The organism is Pseudothioclava nitratireducens (assembly GCF_029210495.1).
GTDB classification, from domain to species: Bacteria; Pseudomonadota; Alphaproteobacteria; order Rhodobacterales; family Rhodobacteraceae; genus Pseudothioclava; species Pseudothioclava nitratireducens.
On record NZ_JARGDK010000007.1, the window covers coordinates 1 to 22,627 of the forward strand.

Genomic DNA, 22,627 nt, shown 5'->3' on the forward strand with positions numbered 1-22,627 from the left:
AGAGAAGCTCCGCTTCGCTATCCGTGAAGGCGGCCGCACCGTCGGCGCTGGCGTCGTCTCCAAAATCATCGAGTGATGATTGGCGGGCAGGCCTTTCGGGGCCTGTCACCCACATCGATGGAAGAAATTGGATGGTGCGCCGAAAGGCGCGCCATTCGCTCTTGACAGACTCAGGGTGGTCCCGTAGGGAGCGCGCCTGATCTCCAAGAGATTGCAGGTTCGATGCAGGCGTCGCATGCGGCGGTGTCTGCCTCTCAACCTTGAAGCCCCTGCGAGAGGCATTATTGACAATGACTGGTCAAAACATCCGCATCCGGCTCAAGGCGTTCGATTACCGCGTGCTGGACGCCAGCACCCAGGAAATCGTGAACACCGCCAAGCGCACCGGTGCACAAGTTCGCGGCCCGATTCCGCTGCCGAACAAAATCGAGAAATTCACGGTTCTCCGTGGTCCGCACATCGACAAGAAGTCGCGCGACCAGTGGGAAATCCGCACCCATAAACGTCTTCTCGACATCGTCGATCCGACCCCGCAAACCGTGGACGCGCTGATGAAGCTCGACCTCGCGGCTGGTGTCGACGTCGAGATCAAGGTGTAAGGAGGCGACAATGCGTTCTGGTGTTATCGCCAAGAAGCTGGGCATGACCCGGCTGTTCCTTGAAGACGGCAAGCAAGTTCCGGTCACGGTTCTGCAACTCGACAACCTGCAAGTGGTCGCACAGCGCACCGCCGACAAAGACGGCTACACCGCCGTTCAGCTCGGCGCGGGCACTGCCAAGGCCAAGCGCACCACCGCCGCCCTGCGCGGTCACTTCGCCAAGGCGAACGTGGCTCCGAAGCGCAAGGTCGCGGAATTCCGCGTGTCGCCTGAAAACCTGATCGAAGTGGGCGCCGAAATCTCGGCCGAACACTATGCCGAAGGTCAATACGTTGACGTCGCCGGCACCTCGATCGGTAAAGGCTTCGCCGGTGCCATGAAGCGTCACAACTTCGGTGGTCTGCGCGCTTCGCACGGTGTCTCGATCTCGCACCGCTCGCACGGCTCGACCGGTCAGTGTCAAGACCCGGGCAAGGTGTTCAAAGGCAAGAAGATGGCCGGTCACCTCGGTGCTGTTCGCGTCACCACGCAGAACATCCAGGTGGTCAAAACCGACGCCGACCGTGGCCTGATCATGGTCAAGGGTTCGGTTCCGGGCGCCAAGGGCGGCTGGGTGACGATCAAGGACGCGGTCAAGAAGCCGCTGCCCGAGAACGTTCCGATGCCGGCAGCCCTGAAGGGCGCGGCCAAGGAAGAAACCGCTGCTCCGGCCGAAGAAGCCTCGGTCGAAGGGGGTGAAGCATGAAACTCGACGTGATCAAACTCGACGGCGGCAAAGCCGGTTCGATCGATCTGGACGAAGCGCTGTTCGGCCTTGAGCCGCGCGCAGACATCCTGCATCGCGTGGTCCGTTGGCAGCGCGCGAAAGCGCAAGCCGGCACCCACTCGGTTCTGACCAAGTCGGAAGTGAGCTACTCGACCAAGAAGATCTATCGCCAGAAGGGCACCGGTGGCGCACGTCACGGTTCCAAGAAGGCTCCGATCTTCCGTCACGGTGGTGTCTACAAGGGTCCGACCCCGCGGTCGCACGCCCATGACCTGCCCAAGAAGTTCCGCGCCCTTGGCCTGAAGCACGCTCTGTCGTCGAAAGCCAAGACCGGTAACCTCGTGGTGCTGGACGCTGCCGAGATGGCCGAAGCCAAAACCGCCCAGCTCGCAAAAGCAGCCAAGGAACTCGGCTGGAAGCGCGTGCTGATCATCGACGGTGCGGATGTGAACGAGAACTTCGCTCGCGCCGCGCGCAACATCGAGGGTATCGATGTGCTGCCGTCGATGGGCGCCAATGTCTATGACATCCTCAAGCGTGACACCCTGGTGATCACGAAGGCGGGTGTCGAAGCTCTGGAGGCTCGCCTGAAATGAGCGCGAAACCCGAACATTACGATGTGATCGTGAAGCCGATCATCACCGAAAAAGCGACCATGGCGTCGGAAAACGGTGCTGTCGTCTTCGAGGTGGCCAAATCGGCAACCAAACCGGCGATCAAAGAGGCTGTCGAAACCCTCTTCAACGTCAAGGTGAAAGCGGTCAACACCACGATCACCAAAGGCAAGACCAAGCGCTTCCGCGGCATCGCCGGCAAGCGTTCGGACGTCAAGAAAGCCTATGTGACGCTGGAAGACGGAAACACTATCGACGTCTCCACCGGCCTCTGATAGAAGCCGCAACGAATCTCGCGGGCCCGAGTCATCGGGCCCGTTGAGCTTTATGTTTCCGGGACACCGGGGATACAAAACCGGGGAGCTACGGCGCCCCTTCTGAAACGGACCTTTGGTCCAAAGCAACGGAAGACAGAGAGCATGGCACTCAAGTCGTATAAACCGACGACGCCGGGCCAGCGTGGGCTGGTTCTGATCGACCGTTCGGAGCTTTGGAAAGGCCGTCCCGTCAAAGCCCTCACCGAGGGTCTTACCAAGACGGGTGGCCGGAACAATACCGGGCGCGTCACGATGTGGCACAAAGGTGGTGGCGCGAAGCGTCTCTACCGTATCGTCGACTTCAAACGTCGCAAATTCGATGTTCCGGCAACCGTCGAGCGTATCGAATACGATCCCAACCGCACCGCCTTTATCGCGCTGATCCGCTACGAAGACGGCGATCAGTCCTACATCATCGCGCCCCAGCGTCTCGCTGTCGGTGACAAGGTGATCGCAGGCGCCAAAGCAGACATCAAGCCGGGCAACGCGATGCCGTTCTCGGGCATGCCGATCGGTACCATCGTGCACAACGTGGAACTGAAGCCGGGCAAGGGCGGCCAGCTGGCCCGCGCCGCCGGCACCTATGCCCAGTTCGTCGGCCGCGACGGCTCTTACGCGCAGATCCGCCTCTCCTCGGGCGAACTGCGTCTCGTGCGTCAGGAATGCATGGCCACCATCGGTGCCGTGTCGAACGCTGACCACTCGAACCAGAACTTCGGTAAAGCCGGCCGTATGCGTCACAAGGGCGTGCGTCCGACCGTTCGCGGTGTCGCGATGAACCCGATCGACCACCCGCACGGTGGTGGTGAGGGGCGTACCTCGGGTGGTCGTCACCCGGTCACCCCGTGGGGCAAAGGCACCAAGGGCAACCGGACCCGCTCGAACAAGAAAACGGACAAATACATTCTCCGTTCGCGTCACGCTAAGAAGGGTCGCTAAGATATGGCACGTTCTGTTTGGAAAGGCCCTTTCGTTGACGCCTACCTGCTGAAAAAAGCAGAGAAAGCGCGCGAGTCGGGCAAAGGCGAAGTGATCAAGATCTGGTCGCGTCGTTCCACCATCCTGCCGCAATTCGTGGGCCTCACCTTCGGGGTCTACAACGGTCAGAAGCACATCCCGGTGAACGTCACCGAAGAGATGATCGGTCAGAAGTTCGGTGAGTACTCGCCGACCCGTACCTATTACGGGCACGCTGCCGACAAGAAAGCCAAGAGGAAGTAAGCGCCATGAGCAAGGAAAAGAATCCGCGCCGCGTGGCCGATAACGAAGCGATGGCCAAGTCCAAAATGCTTCGCACCTCGCCGCAGAAACTGAACCTCGTCGCCGCCATGATCCGCGGCAAGAAGGTCGACAAGGCCCTTTCGGACCTGACCTTCTCGAAAAAGCGCATCGCGCAAGACGTGAAGAAGTGCCTGCAATCGGCTATTGCGAACGCCGAGAACAACCATGGTCTTGACGTCGACAGCCTCGTCGTCGCCGAAGCCTGGGTTGGCAAGAACCTGGTCATGAAGCGCGGTCGTCCGCGTGCGCGTGGCCGTTTCGGCAAGATCATGAAGCCGTTTTCGGAACTCACCATCAAGGTGCGTCAGATCGAGGAGCAAGCGTAATGGGTCAGAAGGTCAATCCGATCGGCATGCGCCTCCAGGTCAACCGCACCTGGGACAGCCGCTGGTATGCTGACAGCAAGGACTACGGGGATCTTCTCCTCGAAGACCTGAAAATTCGTGAATTCATTCACGAAGAAGCCAAGCAAGCCGGCATCGCTCGCGTGATCATCGAGCGTCCGCACAAGAAGTGCCGCGTGACCATTCACGCCGCGCGTCCGGGCGTCATCATCGGCAAAAAAGGCGCCGATATCGAGCTACTGCGCAAGAAGCTGGCACAGTTCACCGCCTCGGAACTGCACCTCAACATCGTTGAAGTGCGCAAGCCCGAGCTGGACGCCCAGCTGGTCGCCGAGTCGATCGCACAGCAGCTCGAGCGTCGTGTTTCGTTCCGCCGCGCCATGAAGCGCGCCGTGCAGAACGCGATGCGCATGGGCGCCCTCGGCATCCGTGTGAACGTCTCGGGCCGTCTGGGTGGCGCGGAAATCGCGCGTACCGAATGGTACCGTGAAGGCCGCGTGCCGCTGCACACGCTGCGTGCCGACATCGACTATGCTCTGGCCGAAGCCTCGACCCCGTACGGGATCATTGGCGTGAAGACCTGGATCTTCAAAGGCGAGATCATGGAGCACGATCCGCAAGCCCGTGACCGCAAGAATGCCGAAGCCCAAGAGGGTCCGGCACCGCGCGGCCCGCGTCGCGACGCTCGCTGAGGAGTAAGTCACCATGCTGCAACCGAAACGGACAAAGTTCCGCAAACTGCACAAAGGCCGGATCCACGGCGAAGCCAAAGGCGGCTTTGACCTGAATTTCGGTCACTTCGGCCTCAAGGCTGTCGAGCCGGAGCGCATCACAGCGCGCCAGATCGAAGCCGCACGTCGTGCCATTACGCGTCACATGAAGCGTCAGGGCCGCGTTTGGATCCGCATCTTCCCGGATAACCCGGTCACTGCAAAGCCGACCGAAGTTCGGATGGGTAAAGGTAAGGGTTCGGTGGACCGTTGGACCGCCAAGGTCAAACCGGGCCGCGTGATGTTCGAAATCGACGGCGTCAACGAGACCATCGCCCGCGAAGCCCTGCGTCTGGGCGCGGCAAAACTGCCGATCCAGACCCGCATCGTCGAGCGTCAGGACTGGTAATTTCCGGTTCTGTTCACGAAACGGAAGGCCCCGTGCACGCGGGGCCTTCTGCTTTTGGCGGGGAGGATGGGCTGGCCGCTAATCAATCCTTGCCAATTCCGATTCGCTCTGTTAGAGCGCGCAGGTCCTGCAATCAGGACTGACATAACCCATCAGATTAAGGGTCACCCTCCGGGGGCCCTCTGGTGCCAAGAAAGGACCATGGGATGAACGCCCAAGAACTTCAGGCGAAGACGCCTGACGAGCTGCGTGACCAGCTCGTTGCGCTGAAAAAGGAAGCCTTCAACCTCCGCTTCCAGCAGGCTACCGGCCAACTCGAGAACACCGCCCGCATGCGCGCCGTCCGTCGTGACGTTGCCCGCGTCAAAACGGTGCTGAACGCCAAAGCCGCTGAAGCCGCGAAGTAAGGAGAGCTCCTATGCCCAAACGTATCCTGCAAGGTGTCGTGACCTCGGACAAGAACGACCAAACCATCACCGTTCTGGTCGAGCGCCGCTTCAAGCACCCGCTGCTGCAAAAAACCGTGCGTAAGTCGAAGAAATACCGCGCGCATGACGCAGCAAACCAATTCAAGACCGGTGACACTGTTCGCATCGAAGAGTGCGCGCCGATCTCGAAGACCAAACGCTGGAAGGTCGTCGTCGAGGCCTGAGTTCTGCTCAGGTCCCGGCGATAAACACCAGTTTATCGAAACCCTGGGGCCCCGTCTGCAAGGGCGTCCCCAAAGGTCGGGAGTAACCAAATGATCCAGATGCAGACCAATCTGGATGTTGCTGACAACTCCGGCGCTCGCCGAGTTCAGTGCATCAAGGTCCTGGGTGGTTCGCACCGTCGCTATGCGTCGGTCGGCGACATCATTGTCGTTTCCGTCAAGGAAGCCATCCCGCGCGGCCGCGTGAAGAAAGGTGACGTCCGCAAGGCCGTCGTCGTGCGCACCGCCAAAGAAGTCCGTCGTGAAGATGGCACCGCCATCCGCTTCGACCGCAACGCCGCCGTCATCCTGAACAACCAGGGCGAACCGGTCGGCACCCGTATCTTCGGGCCGGTCGTGCGTGAGCTGCGCGCCAAGAACTTCATGAAGATCATCTCGCTCGCTCCGGAGGTGCTGTAATGGCTGCCAAGCTCCGCAAAGGCGACAAGGTCGTCGTGCTCACCGGCAAGGACAAAGGCAAACAGGGTGAGATCACCTCTGTGATGCCGGCCGCCGGCAAGGCAATCGTGGATGGCGTGAACACTGCCATCCGTCACCAGCGCCAGACCCAGACCGCACAAGGCGGCCGCGTTGCCAAGGCAATGCCGATCGACCTGTCGAACCTGGCTCTTCTGGACAAGAACGGCAAAGCGACCCGCGTCGGCTTCCGCATGGAAGACGGCAAGAAAGTCCGCTTCGCCAAGACCACCGGGGAGGCGATCTGATGCTGGATCAAGCGACCTACACCCCGCGTCTCAAGACGCTTTACGCTTCTTCCATTCGCGCAGCGATGAAAGAAGAGTTCGCCTACAAGAACGACATGCAGATCCCGCGTCTGGAAAAAATCGTTCTGAACATGGGCGTCGGTGAAGCCGTCAAGGACACCAAGAAAGTCAAGCAAGCCACCGAGGAGCTCTCGCTCATCGCGGGTCAGAAGGCTGTCATGACGAAAGCCAAGAAGTCGATCGCCGGCTTCCGCGTTCGTGAAGAGATGCCGCTTGGCTGCAAAGTCACCCTCCGTGGCGACCGGATGTACGAATTCCTCGACCGCCTGATCAACATCGCAATGCCGCGCGTGCGCGACTTCCGCGGTGTGAAGCCGTCCTTCGACGGTCGCGGCAACTTCGCGATGGGCCTGAAAGAACACATCGTGTTCCCGGAAATCGACTTCGACAAGGTCGATGAGGTTCTGGGTATGGACATCATCATCTGCACCACCACGTCGAACGACGCGGAAGCGAAGGCGCTGTTGAAGCATTTCAACATGCCGTTCAACGCCTGATCGCGAGGAGAGAGACTCAATGGCTAAGAAATCCATGGTTGCGCGCGAAGTGAAGCGTCAGCGTCTTGTGAACAAGTACGCCGCCAAACGCGCCGCGCTCAAAACCATCATCGAAGATCAGGACCGCCCGATGGAGGAGCGCTTCAAGGCGACCCTCAAACTGGCGGAACTGCCCCGTAACTCGTCGGCCGTCCGTCTGCACAACCGTTGCCAGCTGACCGGCCGTCCCCATGCTTACTACCGTAAGCTCAAACTCTCGCGGATCATGCTGCGTGACCTGGCCTCGTTCGGCCAGATCCCCGGCATGGTGAAGTCGAGCTGGTAAGGAGACCGAGATATGTCGATGAACGATCCTCTCGGCGATATGCTGACCCGCATCCGCAACGCGCAAATGCGCGGCAAATCCACCGTTCGTACGCCGGCTTCGAAGCTGCGCGCATGGGTGCTGGATGTGCTCCAGGCGGAAGGCTACATCCGTGGCTATGAATCCACCACCGGCGCCAATGGCCACCCGGAGCTGGAAATCAGCCTCAAATACTTCGAAGGCACTCCGGTCATTCGTGAGCTGAAGCGCATCTCGACCCCCGGTCGTCGCGTGTACATGGCTGCGAAAGACGTTCCCTCGGTCCGTCAGGGCCTGGGCGTGTCGATCATCTCCACGTCCAAGGGCGTGATGTCGGACGCGGCTGCGCGCACTGCCAATGTTGGCGGTGAAGTGCTCTGCACCGTGTTCTAAGGAGGGCTCAATGTCTCGTATTGGTAAAAAACCGGTCGAGCTTCCCAGCGGCGTTTCGGCGTCCCTGTCGGGCCAGACCATCGAAGTGAAAGGCCCGAAAGGGACCCGTAGCTTCAACGCAACCGACGACGTGACCATCGCTATCGACGGTCAATCGGTCACCGTGACGCCGCGCGGCACTTCGAAGCGCGCCCGTCAGCAGTGGGGCATGACCCGCTCGATGATCGAGAACCTCGTCACCGGTGTCACCACCGGCTTCAAGAAAGAGCTGGAGATCCAGGGTGTCGGTTACCGTGCAGCAATGCAGGGCAACGTGCTCAAGCTCTCGCTCGGTTACTCGCACGAGGTGAACTTCGAAGTTCCCGCGGGCGTGACCGTGACGGCTCCGAAGCAAACCGAAATCGTTGTGGAAGGCATGGACCAGCAGCAAGTTGGTCAAGTTGCAGCGAACATCCGCGAGTGGCGTCGTCCCGAGCCCTACAAAGGCAAAGGGATCCGCTACAAAGGCGAGTTCATCTTCCGCAAAGAAGGCAAGAAGAAGTAAGGGTGGCGACTATGGCGAACAACAAACGTCAACTGTTCCTCAAGCGCCGCCTGCGCGTTCGGAACAAACTCCGTTCGATGGCCAACGGGCGTGCGCGCCTGTCGGTTCATCGCTCCTCGAAGAACATCAGCGTTCAGCTGATCGACGACGTCAACGGCGTGACGCTGGCCTCGGCATCGACCCTCGAAAAGGATCTCGGTGTCATCGGCAAGAACAACGTCGAAGCGGCTGCCAAAGTGGGCGCGGCAATTGCCGAGCGCGCGAAGAAAGCCGGCGTCGAAGAGTGCTACTTCGACCGTGGCGGCTTCCTCTTCCACGGGAAGATCAAGGCGCTTGCCGATGCAGCCCGCGAAGGCGGCCTGAAGTTCTAAGACCGGCGGGGGACGTTCGCGTCCCCCCGATGATCCGGGGGCGCCCCGCGCGGGCGCTCACCAGGATTGGATGAAACGGCGTGAACCACGCCATCACGAAAGGAATGCCTCATGGCAGAACGTGAAAACCGCCGGGGCCGCCGCGAAGAGCGCGAAGAAACCCCGGAATTCGCCGATCGTCTCGTTGCGATCAACCGCGTCTCGAAAACCGTGAAGGGTGGTAAGCGCTTCGGTTTCGCAGCCCTCGTCGTCGTCGGTGACCAGCGCGGTCGCGTCGGCTTCGGCAAAGGTAAAGCGAAAGAAGTGCCGGAAGCGATCCGCAAGGCCACCGAGCAGGCGAAGCGCCAGCTCATCCGTGTGCCGCTGCGCGATGGCCGCACGCTGCACCACGATGTCGAAGGCCGTCATGGCGCCGGTAAAGTTGTGATGCGCACCGCACCGGAAGGGACCGGGATCATCGCAGGTGGTCCGATGCGCGCCGTCTTCGAAATGCTCGGCGTCAAAGACGTGGTGTCGAAGTCGATCGGTTCGCAGAACCCCTACAACATGATCCGCGCAACGCTGAACGGCCTGACCAAGGAAGCTTCGCCCCGTCAAATCGCGCAACGTCGCGGTAAGAAGGTTGCGGACATCCTGAAAAAGCCGGAAGCCGAAGCTGACGCCTCGGCAGAAGCGTAAGGAGACTGACCCATGGCTAAAACCATCGTCGTCAAACAGATCGCCTCGTCCGCTCGCCGTCCGGCCATCCAAGCCGCGACGCTCAAGGGCCTGGGCCTTGGCAAGATCAACCGCACCCGTGAACTCGAGGACACCCCCTCGGTCCGCGGCATGGTCAACAAGATCCCGCATCTCGTGACCATCGTGGAAGAAAAAGGCTGAGCATCGCTCGCCTGACAGGATTGCGCCCCGGTCGAAAGGCCGGGGCGTTTTTCTTTGGTCAGTTGCAGATGATCGTGACGCGGTAGGTTGTGTCCGACAGCCGGTCCGCGCCGGCTATCGGCAGTCGGGAAACCTCCCGATAGCCGTTCGGGCAGACGCTGCCTGCGCGTGCCGCGAGCGTGCGTTCGAGAGAGCCACTGGCCATGCCGCCCACTGTCGTGCCGCGAACCGTGACTCGTGTGAGCCCTGCAGTCTCAAGGGGAAGCGAGACGCGGGCGTCAGGCGCTTGCCAGGCGCCGGAGCGAGCGGATGCCGGGACGTTGCTTGTGGGGGTGCCCCTGGCATCAGCCGTCGCGACAGGCGCGGTCCAGTCGGGCGCGGGGAGGGTGGCCTCGTCCAGGAGCCGCGTGTCCACCGCGCATCCGGCAAGCAGCCCGGCACCGAGCAGGGCCAGCGCTGCGGCTCTTACCGCCCTGTCGGCGCTTGCGTGACGAAAGCGCATGCCCGCATCTCCTGACGCTTGATTCCCGTTTCCCTCGCCGTTATACGCCCCCGGTGGCGTTCTGCGCCGCAAGAATCAATCACGAAACGCCGCGTGTGTCCCTCTGTCGCTTGTGGGGGCATTTCCGGCAAAGGAGAAGCGACATGAAACTGCATGAACTCAGCGATAACGAAGGCGCCGCCCGCAAGAAGAAACGCGTTGCACGCGGTCCGGGTTCGGGCAAAGGCAAAACCGCGGGTCGCGGTATCAAAGGTCAGAAATCGCGCTCGGGCGTGGCTCTGAACGGCTACGAAGGCGGCCAGATGCCGCTCTACCGTCGCCTGCCGAAGCGCGGCTTCACCAAGCCGAACGCGAAGAAATTCGCCGTGATCAACCTCGGCCTGATCGAGAAATTCATCGAAGCCGGCAAGCTCGACGCGAAAGCCGAGATCAACGAAGACGCACTGGTCGCTTCGGGTCTCGTTCGCCGCAAGCTGGACGGTATCCGCATCCTCGCCAAGGGCGACATCACCTCGAAAGTCACCCTGAACGTGACCGGCGCTTCGAAATCGGCCATCGAGGCCGTCGAAAAAGCCGGTGGCAAGCTGACGGTGGCCGCTGCGAGCGCTGAATAAGCGGTTGTGGGCGGGCCTTGGCCCGCTTACATAGGCAACAGTTTTCCAGACGCCGCCGGCCGGGGAACGGTCCGGCGGCGTTTACATGAAAGAGACGGGCATATGGCATCTGCTGCAGAGCAAATGGCGGCGAACCTTAGCTGGGACGCCCTTGGCAAAGCCACCGAGCTGCGCCAGCGCATCTTCTTCACGATCGGGCTTCTGATCATCTATCGTCTGGGCACCTATATTCCGGTGCCGGGGATCGATACGGTCGCGCTGCGTGAGTTCATGGAGGGCGCGGCGTCGGGTCTGGGTGGTATCCTGACGATGTTCACCGGCGGCGCACTGGGCCGCATGGGCATCTTCGCGCTCGGCATCATGCCCTATATTTCGGCCTCGATCATCGTTCAGCTGCTCACTGCCATGGTGCCCGCGCTGGAGCAGATGAAGAAAGAGGGCGAGCAGGGCCGCAAGAAGATCAACCAGATCACGCGCTATTCGACCGTGGCCCTGGCGACCTTCCAGGCGTTCGGCCTTGCGAAAAGCCTTGAGGCGGGCGATCTCGCCCATGATCCGGGCCTGTTCTTCCAGGCGGCTGTGGTCATCACGCTTGTGGGCGGCACCATGTTCCTGATGTGGCTCGGTGAGCAGATCACCGCACGCGGCATCGGCAACGGTATCTCGCTGATCATCTTCGTCGGCATCGTGGCGGAAATCCCCGCCGCTCTGGCACAGTTCTTCGCTCAGGGCCGTTCGGGCGCGATCTCGACCCCGGTGATCCTCACGGTGATTGTGATGGTGGTCGCGGTGATTGCCTTCGTGGTCTTCATGGAGCGGGCGCTGCGCAAGATCCATATTCAGTATCCGCGCCGTCAGGTGGGGATGAAGATTTATGACGGCGGCTCCTCGCACCTGCCGATCAAGGTGAACCCGGCGGGCGTTATCCCGGCGATCTTTGCCTCGTCGCTGCTGCTGCTGCCGACCACGATCTCGACTTTCTCGGGCGCGCAGACCGGCCCGGTCATGTCGACGATCCTCGCCTATTTCGGCCCCGGTCAGCCGCTTTATCTTGCGTTCTTCACCGCGATGATCGTGTTCTTCGCCTATTTCTACACCGCCAACGTGGCGTTCAAATCGGACGAAGTCGCGGACAACCTGAAGAACCAGGGTGGCTTCATTCCCGGCATCCGTCCGGGCAAGAAGACCGAGGAATATCTCGATTACGTTGTGGCCCGCGTTCTGGTGATCGGCTCGGCCTATCTCGCCGCTGTCTGCCTCCTGCCCGAGATCCTGCGCTCGCAGCTCTCGATCCCGTTCTACTTCGGCGGCACCTCGGTGCTGATCGTGGTCTCGGTGACGATGGACACGATCAACCAGGTTCAGTCGCACCTTCTTGCGCATCAGTATGAGGGCCTCATCGAGCGCTCGCAGCTGCGCGGCAAAAAGAAGACGGGCCGCAAGGCCCCGGCGCGTCGCTAACTCCGGGAAGGGCATACCATGACCAATATCATCCTGCTTGGCCCGCCCGGCGCTGGCAAAGGCACTCAGGCCCGCTTGCTCGAACAAGAGCGCGGCATGGTGCAGCTCTCGACCGGCGACATGCTCCGTGAGGCGAAAGACTCTGGCACGGAGATGGGCAAGAAAGTGGCTGAGGTCATGGCCCGCGGTCAGCTCGTGACCGATGAGATCGTGATCGGTCTTATCGAAGAGAAACTGGCCAGCGGCGATGGCAAGGGCTTCATCTTTGATGGTTTCCCGCGCACGCTGCCGCAGGCGGATGCCCTTGGGAAGCTGCTCGCGCGGACCGGGCAGAAGCTCGACGCGGTGATCGAGATGCAGGTGGATGACGAAGCTCTAGTGCAGCGCATCACCGCACGCTCGACCTGCGGTTCCTGCGGTGAGGTCTATAACGACATCACCAAACCGATCCCGGCGGATGGCAAATGCGAGAAATGCGGCGGGACCGAGTTCAAACGTCGCGCCGACGACAATGAGGACAGCCTCAAGCAGCGCCTCATGGAATATTACAAAAAGACCTCGCCGCTGATCGGCTACTACTATGCGCAGGGCGACCTGTTCGGTGTGGACGGTTTGGGCGAGATTGAGGATGTCGCGGCGCAGATTGCCGCAGTTCTCGATCAACAGGTCAAGTAAGACACGGGGGCGCTTGACGCGGGGGGTAAATCCCTCTAGGTCACAGCGTCTCCATAGAGAATCGTTTCCTGCAAGGGAGATTCCCTTCGGAAACAAGAGCGGGCCCGAAGCAGCCAGTTTCGGGCCTTTGGTTGTGAAAAAAGGTTCTGGCGTTACGGAACCGCAACGAAAAGGAAGCTACGCTTTGGCACGTATTGCTGGCGTCAACATTCCGACCGGGAAACGCGTCCCGATCGCATTGACCTACATCACTGGTATCGGCCCCCACTCGGCTAAGCAAATCTGCGAAGCCGTTGGCATCGACGCCACCCGTCGCGTGAACGAACTCTCGGACGCTGAAGTCCTCGCCATCCGCGAGCACATCGACGCCAACTTCACCGTCGAAGGCGACCTGCGCCGCGAAGTTCAGATGAACATCAAGCGCCTCATGGATCTCGGCTGCTACCGCGGCCTGCGTCACCGTCGCAACCTGCCGGTTCGCGGTCAGCGCACCCACACCAACGCCCGCACCCGCAAGGGCCCGGCGAAGCCGATCGCCGGCAAGAAGAAGTAAGGGGAGGTTGAGACATGGCTCGCGATAAGACCCGCGTTAAACGCAAAGAGCGTAAGAACATCGCCGCTGGCGTTGTTCACGTGAACTCTTCGTTCAACAACACCAAAATCCTGATCTCCGACGTTCAGGGCAACGCCATTTCGTGGTCGTCCTCGGGCACCATGGGCTTCAAGGGTTCGCGCAAATCGACCCCCTACGCCGCTCAGATGGCTGCCGAGGACGCGGCACGCAAGGCGCAAGAGCACGGCCTCAAAACCGTCGACGTCGAAGTGCAAGGCCCGGGCTCGGGCCGTGAGTCGGCGCTGCGCGCGCTGGCCGCTGTCGGTCTGAACATCACCTCGATCCGTGATGTGACCCCGATCGCGCATAACGGCTGCCGCCCGCCGAAGCGCCGTCGCGTCTGATCTGATTTTACGCGGTCGGGCCGTGCGGGGAGACCCTGCGCGGCCCAGTCGCTTTCGTATTTTATCCTCGGGCGTTTCCGGCTTTCGGACATGGGCTGGGAACAGGAATGGAGGCAATCGCATGATCCACAAGAATTGGGCCGAGCTGATCAAACCGACTCAGCTTGAAGTCAAAGCCGGCAACGACCCGCAACGTCAGGCAACCGTCATCGCGGAACCGCTGGAGCGTGGCTTCGGTCTGACGCTCGGCAACGCGCTGCGCCGCGTTCTGATGTCGTCGCTGCAAGGTGCTGCGATCACCAGCGTCCAGATCGACAACGTCCTGCACGAGTTCTCATCGGTTCCCGGCGTTCGTGAAGACGTCACCGATATCGTGCTGAACCTCAAGGGGATCGCGCTGCGTATGGACGTCGAAGGGCCGAAGCGCCTCTCGATCTCGGCCAAGGGTCCGGGCGTCGTCACCGGTGGTGACATTGCCGAGACCGCTGGCATCGAAGTTCTGAACAAGGACCACGTGATCTGCCACCTCGACGATGGCGCCGACGTGTTCATGGAACTGACCGTCAACACCGGTAAGGGCTATGTCGCCGCCGACAAGAACCGCCCCGAAGACGCGCCGATCGGTCTGATCCCGATCGATGCGATCTACTCGCCGGTCAAGAAGGTCGCCTACGAAGTGCAACCGACCCGCGAAGGTCAGGTTCTCGACTATGACAAGCTGACGCTGAAGGTTGAAACCGACGGTTCGATCACCCCCGAAGACGCCGTGGCCTTCGCCGCGCGCATCGTTCAGGACCAACTGTCGATCTTCGTCAACTTCGACGAGCCGGAAGCCGCAGGCAAGCAGGACCAGGACGACGGTCTGGAGTTCAACCCGCTCCTCCTCAAGAAGGTGGACGAGCTGGAACTCTCGGTGCGTTCGGCCAACTGCCTCAAGAACGACAACATCGTCTATATCGGCGATCTGATCCAGAAAACCGAAGCCGAGATGCTCCGCACCCCGAACTTCGGCCGCAAGTCGCTCAACGAGATCAAGGAAGTGCTCTCGGGCATGGGCCTCCACCTCGGCATGGAAGTCGAGGATTGGCCGCCGGAGAACATCGAAGATCTCGCGAAGCGCTTCGAAGATCAGTTCTGATTGACTCTTTCGGGGGGCTTGCGCTAAGCCCCCCGGACCAAATGCCGGGATGTCCCGGGATCAAATGGGCCAAGGCCCCAAGGAGAGTGGCTGACACGCATCGGCTGCCCAGACAAAGCAAAACGCGAATAGGAGAAATCAAATGCGTCACGCTCGCGGTTACCGCCGTCTCAACCGTACCCACGAACACCGCAAAGCGCTGTTCTCGAACATGGCTGGCTCACTCATCGAGCACGAGCAGATCAAGACCACCCTGCCGAAAGCCAAGGAACTCCGCCCGGTCGTGGAAAAACTGATCACCCTCGCCAAGCGCGGTGATCTGCACGCACGCCGTCAAGCGGCTGCGATGCTCAAGCAAGACAAAGACGTCGCCAAGCTCTTCGAAGTGCTCGGCCCGCGTTACAAAGAGCGCAACGGTGGCTACACCCGCGTTCTGAAAGCTGGCTTCCGCTATGGCGACATGGCCCCGATGGCGATCATCGAATTCGTCGACCGCGACCCGGCTGCCAAAGGCGCAGCTGACAAGGCCCGCGTCGAAGCCGAGGATGCTGCGGAAGAGTGATTTCCGCCGCCTTGGTCTGAATGACGACCCCGCCCCGAAACGGGCGGGGTTTTGCTATAAGGCCGCTGCGCGACACTTGGTCACGCGCCATGTCCGCGCCCAATTTCCGCCACGCCCCTCGGCGAGCATCACGGGGCGAATCCGGCTGACTCTTTGGCACTCCGTCAAAATCCGCTTGACGCGCCACATCGACCGGCTGCGCCTTGCCGCGCGACGGATGGCACAATTTTAAGTTGACCGATCCCGGGTCAAACAGTCTAAGAAGTCATGTCTTTTAATCGCGCGACAACTCAAATGCTGGACGAATTGGCGCAGATGTCCCCGCTCGGATATCGGATCGGATTGCATATCCGGTTTGCCACCCCGCTTGTTTATCACAGCACCTTTCCTCCGGCTTGGGAGCGTCATTACAATGACAATGCCTATTACCTGCGCGATCCGCTCGTGTTCTGGGGGATCGGCTTGACCGGCGTCACGCGCTGGAGCGAGATTTCCTTGCCGGACCCGTTCGATGTCATCAAGCAGGCCGGGGAATTCGGGCTGAAATATGGGGCATCGGCCTCCTGTGGGCCGATTTCGTCCCGATCTATCATCGGGGTGGGGCGTGCGGATCGCGAATTCACCGATGCCGAACTCGCGCATCTGCACGATCTGGCGCAGCGGTTGCATGATGAGAACGCCCCCCCGACCGAATTGACCACCGCGCAGATCGAAGCGCTTCAATGCATCTCAAACGGAGATCGGCACACGGCGGCAGCCGCCAAGCTGGGGATTTCGGAGAGCGCGCTCAAAGCGCGGCTTAAATCCGCGCGCATACGCCTTGAGGCGCGCACGACCTCGGAAGCGGTACGCAAAGCGCGGGAATATCGACTGCTCTGACGGCGCAGTTATGCCGCTTTCGGCCAGCCCTGTGTAAATGCGCTTGTCTGATCGGCAGCCGAAATGGCATGCAAAGGCATTTGAAAGGCATTCAAACGGTGCCGCATTGATTGGTCGATTGGAGCGTGGATGATTGCCCAAGGCGAGACGAGCGCCGAACTGTCGAGGGTTCTGGAGCGCATAGCTGCGATGGCGCCGAAGGGGTTCGGTCTTGGGGCGCATGTCGGCATTGGCGTTGGTTTGGCGCGGTTTTTCCGGATGACCTATCCCAAGCGCTGGCTGGATATATATCAGAGCCACTCCCTCGTGCTGATGGACCCGACCATCTGCTGGGCGATGTCTCAGACCGGGGCCGCGCGCTGGAGTGAGGTCGAGATGCCCGACCCGTTCAAGGTTTTGCAAAAGGCCGCGCTTCACGGGATGCGCTATGGGCTGATTGCATCGGTCGGGCCGGTGGTCGGGCGCTCGATCCTCGGCGCGGCGCGCAGTGACCGCGAATTCACCGCAGCCGAGATGTCGCAAGCCTGCGTTTTGCTCGAGGATGTCGCGCGGCTGACTGCGCCGGTCAGCGACGGTCTTAAGCTGTCTCCGGCGCAGGCGGAGGCGCTGCGGCAGGTGGCGCAGGGGGACAGGCTCGTGCGTGCGGCGGGTATTCTGGGGATCACCGAGAGCGCGCTCAAGGCACGGTTGCGGGCGGCGCGGGAGGCTCTGGGGGCAAAGACAACATCTCAGGCGATCCAGATCGCACTGGAGAATGCGTTGATCTGATGCTGCGCAGCGCGGGCGCGCGCGCTATCAAGGGCTGATCCAAAAGCGACTCGCCATGGCTGACCTGTTCGACACGCCCGATGACAAAACCCCGAAGCCCGAGGCCCCGCGGCCTCTGGCTGATCGTATCCGTCCGCAATCGCTCTCTGAGGTGATCGGGCAGGGTCATGTGCTCGGCCCCGAGGGGCCGCTGGGTTCGATGCTCGCGGCGGGGTCGCTGTCGTCGCTGATCCTCTGGGGGCCGCCGGGCGTCGGGAAAACGACGATTGCGCGGTTGCTTGCGGATGAGTCCGATCGGGCCTTCGTGCAGATTTCGGCGATTTTCACGGGCGTGCCCGAGTTGCGCAAAGTGTTCGAGGCGGCCAAGCTCCGGCGTGATCAAGGGCGCGGCACGCTTTTGTTCGTGGACGAGATCCACCGCTTCAACAAAGCGCAGCAGGACAGCTTCCTGCCGCATATGGAGGATGGCACCATCCTTCTGGTTGGGGCCACGACCGAGAACCCGAGCTTTGAGCTGAACGCCGCTGTGCTCAGCCGTGCGCAGGTGATCGTGTTGGAACGGCTGAGCCTCGCCGATCTGGAACTGCTCGCGCAGCGTGCCGAGAAGGCGCTTGGCCGCGCGTTGCCGCTCAAGGGGCCGGCGCGTGAGGCGCTGCTGGAGATGGCGGACGGGGACGGGCGGGCGCTCTTGAACCTGATCGAGCAGGTGGCGGCTTGGAAGGTTGCGGAGCCTCTGACGACCGAACAGCTTTCGCAGCGGTTGATGCGGCGGGCCGCCAAATACGACAAGTCGGGCGACGAGCATTACAACCTCATCTCGGCCTTGCATAAATCGGTGCGCGGCTCCGACCCGGATGCGGCCCTCTATTGGTTCGCCCGGATGCTGGAGGGCGGCGAGGACCCGCGCTACCTTGCCCGGCGTTTCGTGCGCATGGCGGTGGAGGATATCGGTTTGGCCGATCCGGAGGCGCAGACGCATTGCCTGCACGCGTGGGAAACCTACGAGCGCCTCGGCAGCCCCGAGGGCGAATTGGCGCTGGCGCAGGCGGTGATTTATCTCGCGCTCGCGCCCAAATCGAATGCCGGCTATGTCGCTTACAAGGCCGCCCGCGCCGAGGCCCGCCGCACGGGTTCCGAGCCGCCGCCCAAGCACATCCTGAACGCCCCGACCAAGCTGATGGAAGCGCAGGGCTACGGCGCGGGCTATGCCTATGATCACGACGCCGAGGATGGGTTCTCGGGGCAGAACTACTTCCCCGATACGATGAAGCGCCCGGTGCTTTACGCCCCCGTCGAACGCGGTTTCGAGCGCGAATTGAAGAAGCGTGTCGACTGGTTCGCCAAGCTGCGTGCGCAGCGCAACGGTTGACATTAAGCGCCGAGGGGGCAAGAGAAGCCGGATGATCCAGACCCTTCTGACAGTCGCCCTCGGGGGCGCCATCGGTGCCAGCGCGCGCTATCTCGTGAATGTCTCCGTGCCGAGGCTCATGGGGCACGGCTTTCCCTATGCCACGATGGTGGTCAACATCCTTGGCAGCTTCCTGATGGGGGTGCTCGTCGTGGTGTTGGCGCAGAAATCCGGGACGCGGTTCGCGCCCTTCGTGATGACGGGTATCCTGGGCGGGTTCACGACCTTCTCCGCCTTTTCTCTCGACGCGGCCAAGCTTTACGAGGCGGGGCAGCTTGGCGCGGCGGCGGGCTATGTGATCGGGTCGGTGGTTTTGGCGCTGGCGGCGATTTTCGCCGGCATGGCCTTTGCGCGGGGGTTCTTCGCATGAGTTCTGTTCAGATCGTCAAGGTCACCGAGGAAGAGGGCGAGCAGCGGCTCGACCGTTGGCTCAAGCGCCGCTTCCCGCAACTCACCCAAGGCGCCATTGAGAAGATGTGCCGCAAGGGCGAGCTGCGCGTGAATGGCGGGCGGGTGAAGGCCAATACCCGTGTCGAGCCGGGGCAGGATGTGCGCGTGCCGCCTTTGCCCGATCCGGGCGCAAAGCCGCCCGTTGCGGACGGTCCGAGCGCGTCCGATGCCGAGATGATCCAAGCCTGCGTCTTGTGGAAGGACGAGCATATCATCGCCATCAACAAGCCGCCGGGCTTGCCGAGCCAAGGCGGCTCGGGGCAGGGCTCTCGCCATGTGGACGGGCTGAGCGAAGCGTTGAAATTCGGCTACAAAGAGCGTCCGAAGCTGGTGCACCGGCTGGATAAGGATACCTCCGGCGTTCTGCTCTTGGCGCGGACCGATCGCGTGGCGCGGCGGCTCTCCGAGGCGTTCCGCAACAAGACCACCCGCAAGATCTATTGGGCGGCTGTGGCCGGTGTGCCGTCGCCGAAGATGGGAACGGTGCGCTTTGGCCTGATGAAAGCGCCGGGCCATGGGCGCGGCGGTGAAGGCGAGAAGATGATCTGTATCCATCCCGCCAAGATGGATCAGTTCCCTGATGCCAAGCGCGCGACGACCGATTACGCGCTGCTTGATGCCCTTGGCTCGCGGGTGTCCTGGGTCGCGCTGGTGCCGATCACCGGGCGCACGCACCAGTTGCGCGCGCATATGGCGGAACTCGGCCACCCGATCATCGGGGATGGCAAATATGGCGGCTCGGGGCAAGAGAATCTCGGCGATGGCTGGGGTGCGCAACTCGGCGGAGAGATCAGCCGCAAGCTGCATCTCCATGCCCGCCAGATCAGTTTCGACCACCCGGTGACCGGCAAGCGTATCACCATCTCCGCGCCGATGCCGCAGCATATGGTGCGGACTTGGGCGACGCTGGGCTGGCATGAGGCCGATGTGCCCGCCGATCCGTTCGAGGACCTTGCATGAAACTTGCGATTTTCGATGTGGACGGGACGCTTTCCGACAGCCAGTCCCATATCTTCCACGCGATGAGCCTTGGGTTCGAGACGGTGGGTCTACCCGCGCCCGCCCGCGACGCGGTCCTTTCGATTGTGGGCCTGTCATTGCCCATCGCGGTTGCGCGTCTCGCGCCGGAACTTGCCCCCGAGACGCAGGACCGGATCGTCGAGGGCTACAAGAACAGCTATTTCACGCAGCGCGCGGCCAGCCCGGCACCGCTCTATCCCGGTGCGCTTGATTGCCTGCGTCATCTGCATGCGCGGGGGGATTTCCTGCTGGGCGTGGCGACCGGAAAATCGCGGCGCGGTCTGAACGCCCTGATCGAATATCACGGCCTGGAAGGGCTTTTTGTCACGATGCAGGTCGCCGATGATCATCCCTCAAAGCCGCATCCGGCGATGGTCGAAGCGGCGCTGGCCGAGACCGGCCTCGAGGCGCGCGACGCCGTGATGATCGGTGATACGACCTATGACATCGAGATGGGCCGCGCGGCGCGGGTCGCGACGGTGGGGGTTGGCTGGGGCTACCACCCGGTGGCCGACCTTCGCGCGGCGGGTGCCACGCGGATCGTGTCGGATTTCGCGGCGTTGGAATTGGCGGTGTCCGAGCTTCTGGAGGTGAGCGCATGAGCGGCTGGGCGGCGAAGCGGTTCTGGAAAAAGGCCGATGTGGTCGAGGTTGAGGGCGGGTTTTCGGTCACGCTGGACGGGCGTTCGGTCAAGACCCCGGCCAAGGCGGCGCTGATCGTGCCGACCCGCGCCATGGCCGAAGCTATCGCCGCCGAGTGGGATGCGCAGGTCGAGAAGATCGACCCCGGCACGATGCCCGTGACGCGCGGGGCGAACGCGGCCATCGACAAGGTGCGCAGCCAACATGCCGAGGTCGCACATCTGATCGCCGAATATGGCGGCACTGATCTGCTCTGCTATCGCGCCGAGGCGCCGGACGAACTGGTCGCGCGGCAGGCGGCGGCATGGGACCCTCTGCTTGACTGGGCGCGCGCGGCATTCGGTGCCGATCTGCGCGTAACCGCCGGGGTGATCCCTGTTGCGCAGGACCGTGCGGCGCTGGAACCGCTGGAGGCGGCTGTCGCGGCCATGACGGAGTTTGAACTCGCAGCGTTGCACGATCTTGTCGGCATCTCCGGTTCGCTCATTCTGGGGTTGGCTGTGAGCCGCCGGCGGCTGGATGCCGAGACCGCATGGAACCTGTCGCGAATCGATGACGATTGGCAGATCGAGCAATGGGGCGCGGATGAAGAGGCGGTGGAACATGCCGCGCGCAAGCGGGCCGATTTGCTGGCTGCGGCGCGTTTTTGGGCGCTGCTCGGCCTTTAGGCAGCCAGCCGCACACCTCTCCGGAGGCGATCAACTTCTCGGCAATTGCCCTCGAAATGGGCGTTGACCATGCGGCAATCTTGCAACCGGCCTTGACCTTTTTTCGCCAATCGGCCCAAACTCGCGCATTGGGCTGTGCCCAACAACTCGATCAGGTCCGCAAAGGGCCGACAGAACCGCCCTTCACGGCGGCAACTCAGGAAGAGGTAAACATGAAGAAAACCGTTTTTCTCGGCACGCTGGCGGCTGCTGGCCTGACGGCTGGCATGGCGGCTGCGACGACTCTCGAAGACGTCGTCGCGCGTGGTGAGCTGAACTGCGGCGTGAACACCGGCCTCGTGGGCTTTGCCGCCCCCGATGCGAACGGCAACTGGACCGGCTTTGACGTCGCGGTCTGTAAAGCCGTGGCCGCCGCCGTTCTGGGCGACGCCTCCAAGGTCAAATATGTCCCGACCACCGGCCAGACCCGCTTCACCGCGCTGGCTTCGGGTGAGATCGACGTTCTGGCCCGTAACACCACCTGGACCTTCTCGCGCGACACCGACCTCAAGCTCGATTTCGTCGGCGTGAACTACTACGACGGTCAAGGCTTCATGGTCCGCAAGGATCTCGGCGTGACCTCGGCGAAGGAACTGGACGGCGCTTCGGTTTGTATCCAGACCGGCACCACCACCGAGCTCAACCTGGCTGACTACTTCAAAGCCAACAACATGAGCTACCAGCCGATCACCGTCGACTCGAACGCCGAAGGTGAGCAGCAATACCTCGCCGGTGCGTGCGACGCCTACACCACCGACGCCTCGGGCCTCGCAGCAACCCGCGCGGCCTTCGCTGACCCGGAAAACCACGTCATTCTGCCCGAGATCATCTCGAAAGAGCCGCTTGGCCCGGCAGTGCGCCACGGTGACAACCAGTGGGGCGACATCGTGATGTGGACCCTCAACGCGCTGATCGCGGCAGAAGAGTACGGCGTGACCTCGGCCAATGTCGAAGAGCTGTCGAAAGGCACCGAGAACCCGGAAATCAACCGTCTGCTCGGCGTTGAAGGCGAGCTGGGCGCGATGATCGGCCTCGACAAGGACTTCGGCAAGCGCGCGATCATGGCATCGGGCAACTATGGCGAGATCTTTGCCGCAACCATCGGCGAGTCGACCCCGATCGGTCTGGCACGCGGTCTGAACGCACAATGGACCCAAGGCGGCCTGCTCTACTCGCCGCCCTTCCGTTGATCTGATCTGTGTGGGGGCGTCTCGGGAAACCGGGGCGCCCTTGTGCCTTTACAATAAAGACCTGCATGCGAGGCGCGCGCGATTGACCGGCGCGACCTTTGTAACATGGGCA

37 protein-coding genes are annotated in these 22,627 nt (G+C 62.0%); 36 read left to right on the forward strand and 1 reads right to left on the reverse strand.

The features are described from left to right. The 21 genes from P0X85_RS09425 to rpmD all read left to right on the forward strand — a co-directional run. A partial coding sequence (locus tag P0X85_RS09425; protein ID WP_179907328.1) for an EF-Tu C-terminal domain-related protein occupies positions 1-76 on the forward strand: 76 nt, incomplete at its 5' end. Between the two features lie 214 nt (positions 77-290). Next, positions 291-599 carry a 30S ribosomal protein S10 gene (gene rpsJ, locus P0X85_RS09430; RefSeq protein WP_036639457.1) on the forward strand — a complete coding sequence of 103 codons (309 nt, stop codon included), beginning with the start codon at positions 291-293 and terminating at the stop codon, positions 597-599. A 10-nt stretch (positions 600-609) separates the two neighbouring features. Then, complete coding sequence (gene rplC, locus P0X85_RS09435) at positions 610-1,344, forward strand: 50S ribosomal protein L3 (RefSeq protein ID WP_275811911.1); 735 nt, start codon at positions 610-612, stop codon at positions 1,342-1,344. Continuing rightward, positions 1,341-1,961, forward strand: coding sequence for a 50S ribosomal protein L4 (gene rplD / locus P0X85_RS09440; protein ID WP_275811914.1), 621 nt, complete (start codon positions 1,341-1,343; stop codon positions 1,959-1,961). The genes rplC and rplD overlap by 4 nt, the downstream gene beginning before the upstream one ends. Beyond that, a complete protein-coding gene (locus tag P0X85_RS09445) occupies positions 1,958-2,254 on the forward strand; it encodes a 50S ribosomal protein L23 (RefSeq protein WP_275811917.1) in 297 nt (98 codons plus the stop codon). The genes rplD and P0X85_RS09445 overlap by 4 nt, the downstream gene beginning before the upstream one ends. Positions 2,255-2,398: 144 nt before the next feature. Beyond that, the gene (gene rplB / locus P0X85_RS09450) at positions 2,399-3,235 is read left to right on the forward strand and encodes a 50S ribosomal protein L2 (protein WP_275811921.1); all 837 of its coding nucleotides are present in this window, start codon (positions 2,399-2,401) and stop codon (positions 3,233-3,235) included. A gap of 3 nt (positions 3,236-3,238) precedes the next feature. After that, positions 3,239-3,517, forward strand: coding sequence for a 30S ribosomal protein S19 (gene rpsS / locus P0X85_RS09455; RefSeq protein WP_096433957.1), 279 nt, complete (start codon positions 3,239-3,241; stop codon positions 3,515-3,517). 5 nt (positions 3,518-3,522) lie between these two features. After that, positions 3,523-3,903, forward strand: coding sequence for a 50S ribosomal protein L22 (rplV, locus tag P0X85_RS09460; protein ID WP_275811930.1), 381 nt, complete (start codon positions 3,523-3,525; stop codon positions 3,901-3,903). After that, positions 3,903-4,613, forward strand: coding sequence for a 30S ribosomal protein S3 (gene rpsC, locus P0X85_RS09465; RefSeq protein ID WP_275811934.1), 711 nt, complete (start codon positions 3,903-3,905; stop codon positions 4,611-4,613). Before rplV ends, rpsC begins: the two co-directional genes overlap by 1 nt. Before the next feature lie 13 nt (positions 4,614-4,626). Next, positions 4,627-5,040: a 50S ribosomal protein L16 gene (gene rplP / locus P0X85_RS09470; RefSeq protein ID WP_275811937.1), complete on the forward strand. Its 414-nt coding sequence runs from the start codon at positions 4,627-4,629 to the stop codon at positions 5,038-5,040. A 206-nt stretch (positions 5,041-5,246) separates the two neighbouring features. Then, on the forward strand, positions 5,247-5,447 hold the full coding sequence (rpmC, locus tag P0X85_RS09475) for a 50S ribosomal protein L29 (RefSeq protein ID WP_275811939.1): 201 nt from the start codon (positions 5,247-5,249) through the stop codon (positions 5,445-5,447). Positions 5,448-5,458: 11 nt separating this feature from the next. After that, positions 5,459-5,692, forward strand: a complete 234-nt coding sequence (gene rpsQ, locus P0X85_RS09480; RefSeq protein WP_275811942.1) for a 30S ribosomal protein S17 — start codon at positions 5,459-5,461, stop codon at positions 5,690-5,692. A gap of 90 nt (positions 5,693-5,782) precedes the next feature. Continuing rightward, the gene (rplN, locus tag P0X85_RS09485) at positions 5,783-6,151 is read left to right on the forward strand and encodes a 50S ribosomal protein L14 (RefSeq protein WP_022705624.1); all 369 of its coding nucleotides are present in this window, start codon (positions 5,783-5,785) and stop codon (positions 6,149-6,151) included. Beyond that, positions 6,151-6,456, forward strand: coding sequence for a 50S ribosomal protein L24 (gene rplX / locus P0X85_RS09490; protein WP_275811945.1), 306 nt, complete (start codon positions 6,151-6,153; stop codon positions 6,454-6,456). The genes rplN and rplX overlap by 1 nt, the downstream gene beginning before the upstream one ends. Next, positions 6,456-7,013, forward strand: coding sequence for a 50S ribosomal protein L5 (gene rplE / locus P0X85_RS09495; RefSeq protein ID WP_275811948.1), 558 nt, complete (start codon positions 6,456-6,458; stop codon positions 7,011-7,013). The genes rplX and rplE overlap by 1 nt, the downstream gene beginning before the upstream one ends. Positions 7,014-7,032: 19 nt before the next feature. Continuing rightward, a complete protein-coding gene (rpsN, locus tag P0X85_RS09500; RefSeq protein ID WP_275811951.1) occupies positions 7,033-7,338 on the forward strand; it encodes a 30S ribosomal protein S14 in 306 nt (101 codons plus the stop codon). A gap of 12 nt (positions 7,339-7,350) precedes the next feature. After that, positions 7,351-7,749 carry a 30S ribosomal protein S8 gene (gene rpsH / locus P0X85_RS09505; protein ID WP_275811954.1) on the forward strand — a complete coding sequence of 133 codons (399 nt, stop codon included), beginning with the start codon at positions 7,351-7,353 and terminating at the stop codon, positions 7,747-7,749. A 10-nt stretch (positions 7,750-7,759) separates the two neighbouring features. After that, positions 7,760-8,293, forward strand: a complete 534-nt coding sequence (gene rplF, locus P0X85_RS09510) for a 50S ribosomal protein L6 (protein ID WP_275811958.1) — start codon at positions 7,760-7,762, stop codon at positions 8,291-8,293. 11 nt (positions 8,294-8,304) lie between these two features. Beyond that, positions 8,305-8,664, forward strand: coding sequence for a 50S ribosomal protein L18 (gene rplR / locus P0X85_RS09515; protein ID WP_275811962.1), 360 nt, complete (start codon positions 8,305-8,307; stop codon positions 8,662-8,664). 111 nt (positions 8,665-8,775) lie between these two features. Continuing rightward, a complete protein-coding gene (gene rpsE, locus P0X85_RS09520) occupies positions 8,776-9,342 on the forward strand; it encodes a 30S ribosomal protein S5 (protein ID WP_275811965.1) in 567 nt (188 codons plus the stop codon). 12 nt (positions 9,343-9,354) lie between these two features. Continuing rightward, entirely contained in the window at positions 9,355-9,543 is a 189-nt protein-coding gene (gene rpmD, locus P0X85_RS09525; protein ID WP_275811968.1) for a 50S ribosomal protein L30, read from the forward strand. A gap of 58 nt (positions 9,544-9,601) precedes the next feature. Here rpmD and P0X85_RS09530 read toward each other — a convergent pair whose 3' ends face one another. Then, positions 9,602-9,748, reverse strand: a complete 147-nt coding sequence (locus tag P0X85_RS09530; protein WP_275811972.1) for a hypothetical protein — start codon at positions 9,746-9,748, stop codon at positions 9,602-9,604. Between the two features lie 440 nt (positions 9,749-10,188). On the opposite strand from P0X85_RS09530, the gene rplO reads away from it, so the two are divergent. From rplO to P0X85_RS09605, 15 genes are all read left to right on the forward strand, one after another. After that, positions 10,189-10,659 (forward strand): 50S ribosomal protein L15, encoded by a 471-nt coding sequence (gene rplO, locus P0X85_RS09535; RefSeq protein ID WP_275811975.1) that lies wholly within the window; start codon positions 10,189-10,191, stop codon positions 10,657-10,659. Positions 10,660-10,761: 102 nt separating this feature from the next. Then, positions 10,762-12,120: a preprotein translocase subunit SecY gene (secY, locus tag P0X85_RS09540; RefSeq protein WP_275811978.1), complete on the forward strand. Its 1,359-nt coding sequence runs from the start codon at positions 10,762-10,764 to the stop codon at positions 12,118-12,120. Between the two features lie 18 nt (positions 12,121-12,138). Further along, positions 12,139-12,795 (forward strand): adenylate kinase, encoded by a 657-nt coding sequence (locus tag P0X85_RS09545; RefSeq protein ID WP_275811980.1) that lies wholly within the window; start codon positions 12,139-12,141, stop codon positions 12,793-12,795. 184 nt (positions 12,796-12,979) lie between these two features. Then, a complete protein-coding gene (gene rpsM, locus P0X85_RS09550; protein ID WP_275811983.1) occupies positions 12,980-13,348 on the forward strand; it encodes a 30S ribosomal protein S13 in 369 nt (122 codons plus the stop codon). A 14-nt stretch (positions 13,349-13,362) separates the two neighbouring features. Continuing rightward, positions 13,363-13,752, forward strand: coding sequence for a 30S ribosomal protein S11 (gene rpsK / locus P0X85_RS09555; protein WP_013066070.1), 390 nt, complete (start codon positions 13,363-13,365; stop codon positions 13,750-13,752). Between the two features lie 121 nt (positions 13,753-13,873). Further along, positions 13,874-14,890, forward strand: a complete 1,017-nt coding sequence (locus P0X85_RS09560; protein WP_275811993.1) for a DNA-directed RNA polymerase subunit alpha — start codon at positions 13,874-13,876, stop codon at positions 14,888-14,890. Between the two features lie 142 nt (positions 14,891-15,032). Continuing rightward, positions 15,033-15,452, forward strand: coding sequence for a 50S ribosomal protein L17 (gene rplQ, locus P0X85_RS09565; protein ID WP_275811996.1), 420 nt, complete (start codon positions 15,033-15,035; stop codon positions 15,450-15,452). 315 nt (positions 15,453-15,767) lie between these two features. Continuing rightward, the gene (locus P0X85_RS09570; protein ID WP_275811999.1) at positions 15,768-16,331 is read left to right on the forward strand and encodes a helix-turn-helix transcriptional regulator; all 564 of its coding nucleotides are present in this window, start codon (positions 15,768-15,770) and stop codon (positions 16,329-16,331) included. 129 nt (positions 16,332-16,460) lie between these two features. Next, positions 16,461-17,099, forward strand: a complete 639-nt coding sequence (locus P0X85_RS09575) for an autoinducer binding domain-containing protein (RefSeq protein WP_275812002.1) — start codon at positions 16,461-16,463, stop codon at positions 17,097-17,099. 55 nt (positions 17,100-17,154) lie between these two features. Then, complete coding sequence (locus P0X85_RS09580) at positions 17,155-18,468, forward strand: replication-associated recombination protein A (protein ID WP_275812005.1); 1,314 nt, start codon at positions 17,155-17,157, stop codon at positions 18,466-18,468. A gap of 31 nt (positions 18,469-18,499) precedes the next feature. Continuing rightward, positions 18,500-18,877: a fluoride efflux transporter CrcB gene (gene crcB / locus P0X85_RS09585; RefSeq protein ID WP_275812008.1), complete on the forward strand. Its 378-nt coding sequence runs from the start codon at positions 18,500-18,502 to the stop codon at positions 18,875-18,877. Next, the gene (locus P0X85_RS09590; protein ID WP_275812012.1) at positions 18,874-19,917 is read left to right on the forward strand and encodes an RluA family pseudouridine synthase; all 1,044 of its coding nucleotides are present in this window, start codon (positions 18,874-18,876) and stop codon (positions 19,915-19,917) included. Before crcB ends, P0X85_RS09590 begins: the two co-directional genes overlap by 4 nt. Beyond that, positions 19,914-20,579 carry an HAD-IA family hydrolase gene (locus tag P0X85_RS09595; protein WP_275812016.1) on the forward strand — a complete coding sequence of 222 codons (666 nt, stop codon included), beginning with the start codon at positions 19,914-19,916 and terminating at the stop codon, positions 20,577-20,579. Before P0X85_RS09590 ends, P0X85_RS09595 begins: the two co-directional genes overlap by 4 nt. Further along, positions 20,576-21,286, forward strand: a complete 711-nt coding sequence (locus tag P0X85_RS09600) for an ATP12 family chaperone protein (protein WP_275812019.1) — start codon at positions 20,576-20,578, stop codon at positions 21,284-21,286. Before P0X85_RS09595 ends, P0X85_RS09600 begins: the two co-directional genes overlap by 4 nt. Positions 21,287-21,498: 212 nt before the next feature. Next, positions 21,499-22,515 (forward strand): amino acid ABC transporter substrate-binding protein, encoded by a 1,017-nt coding sequence (locus tag P0X85_RS09605; RefSeq protein ID WP_275812023.1) that lies wholly within the window; start codon positions 21,499-21,501, stop codon positions 22,513-22,515. Positions 22,516-22,627 lie beyond the last annotated feature (112 nt).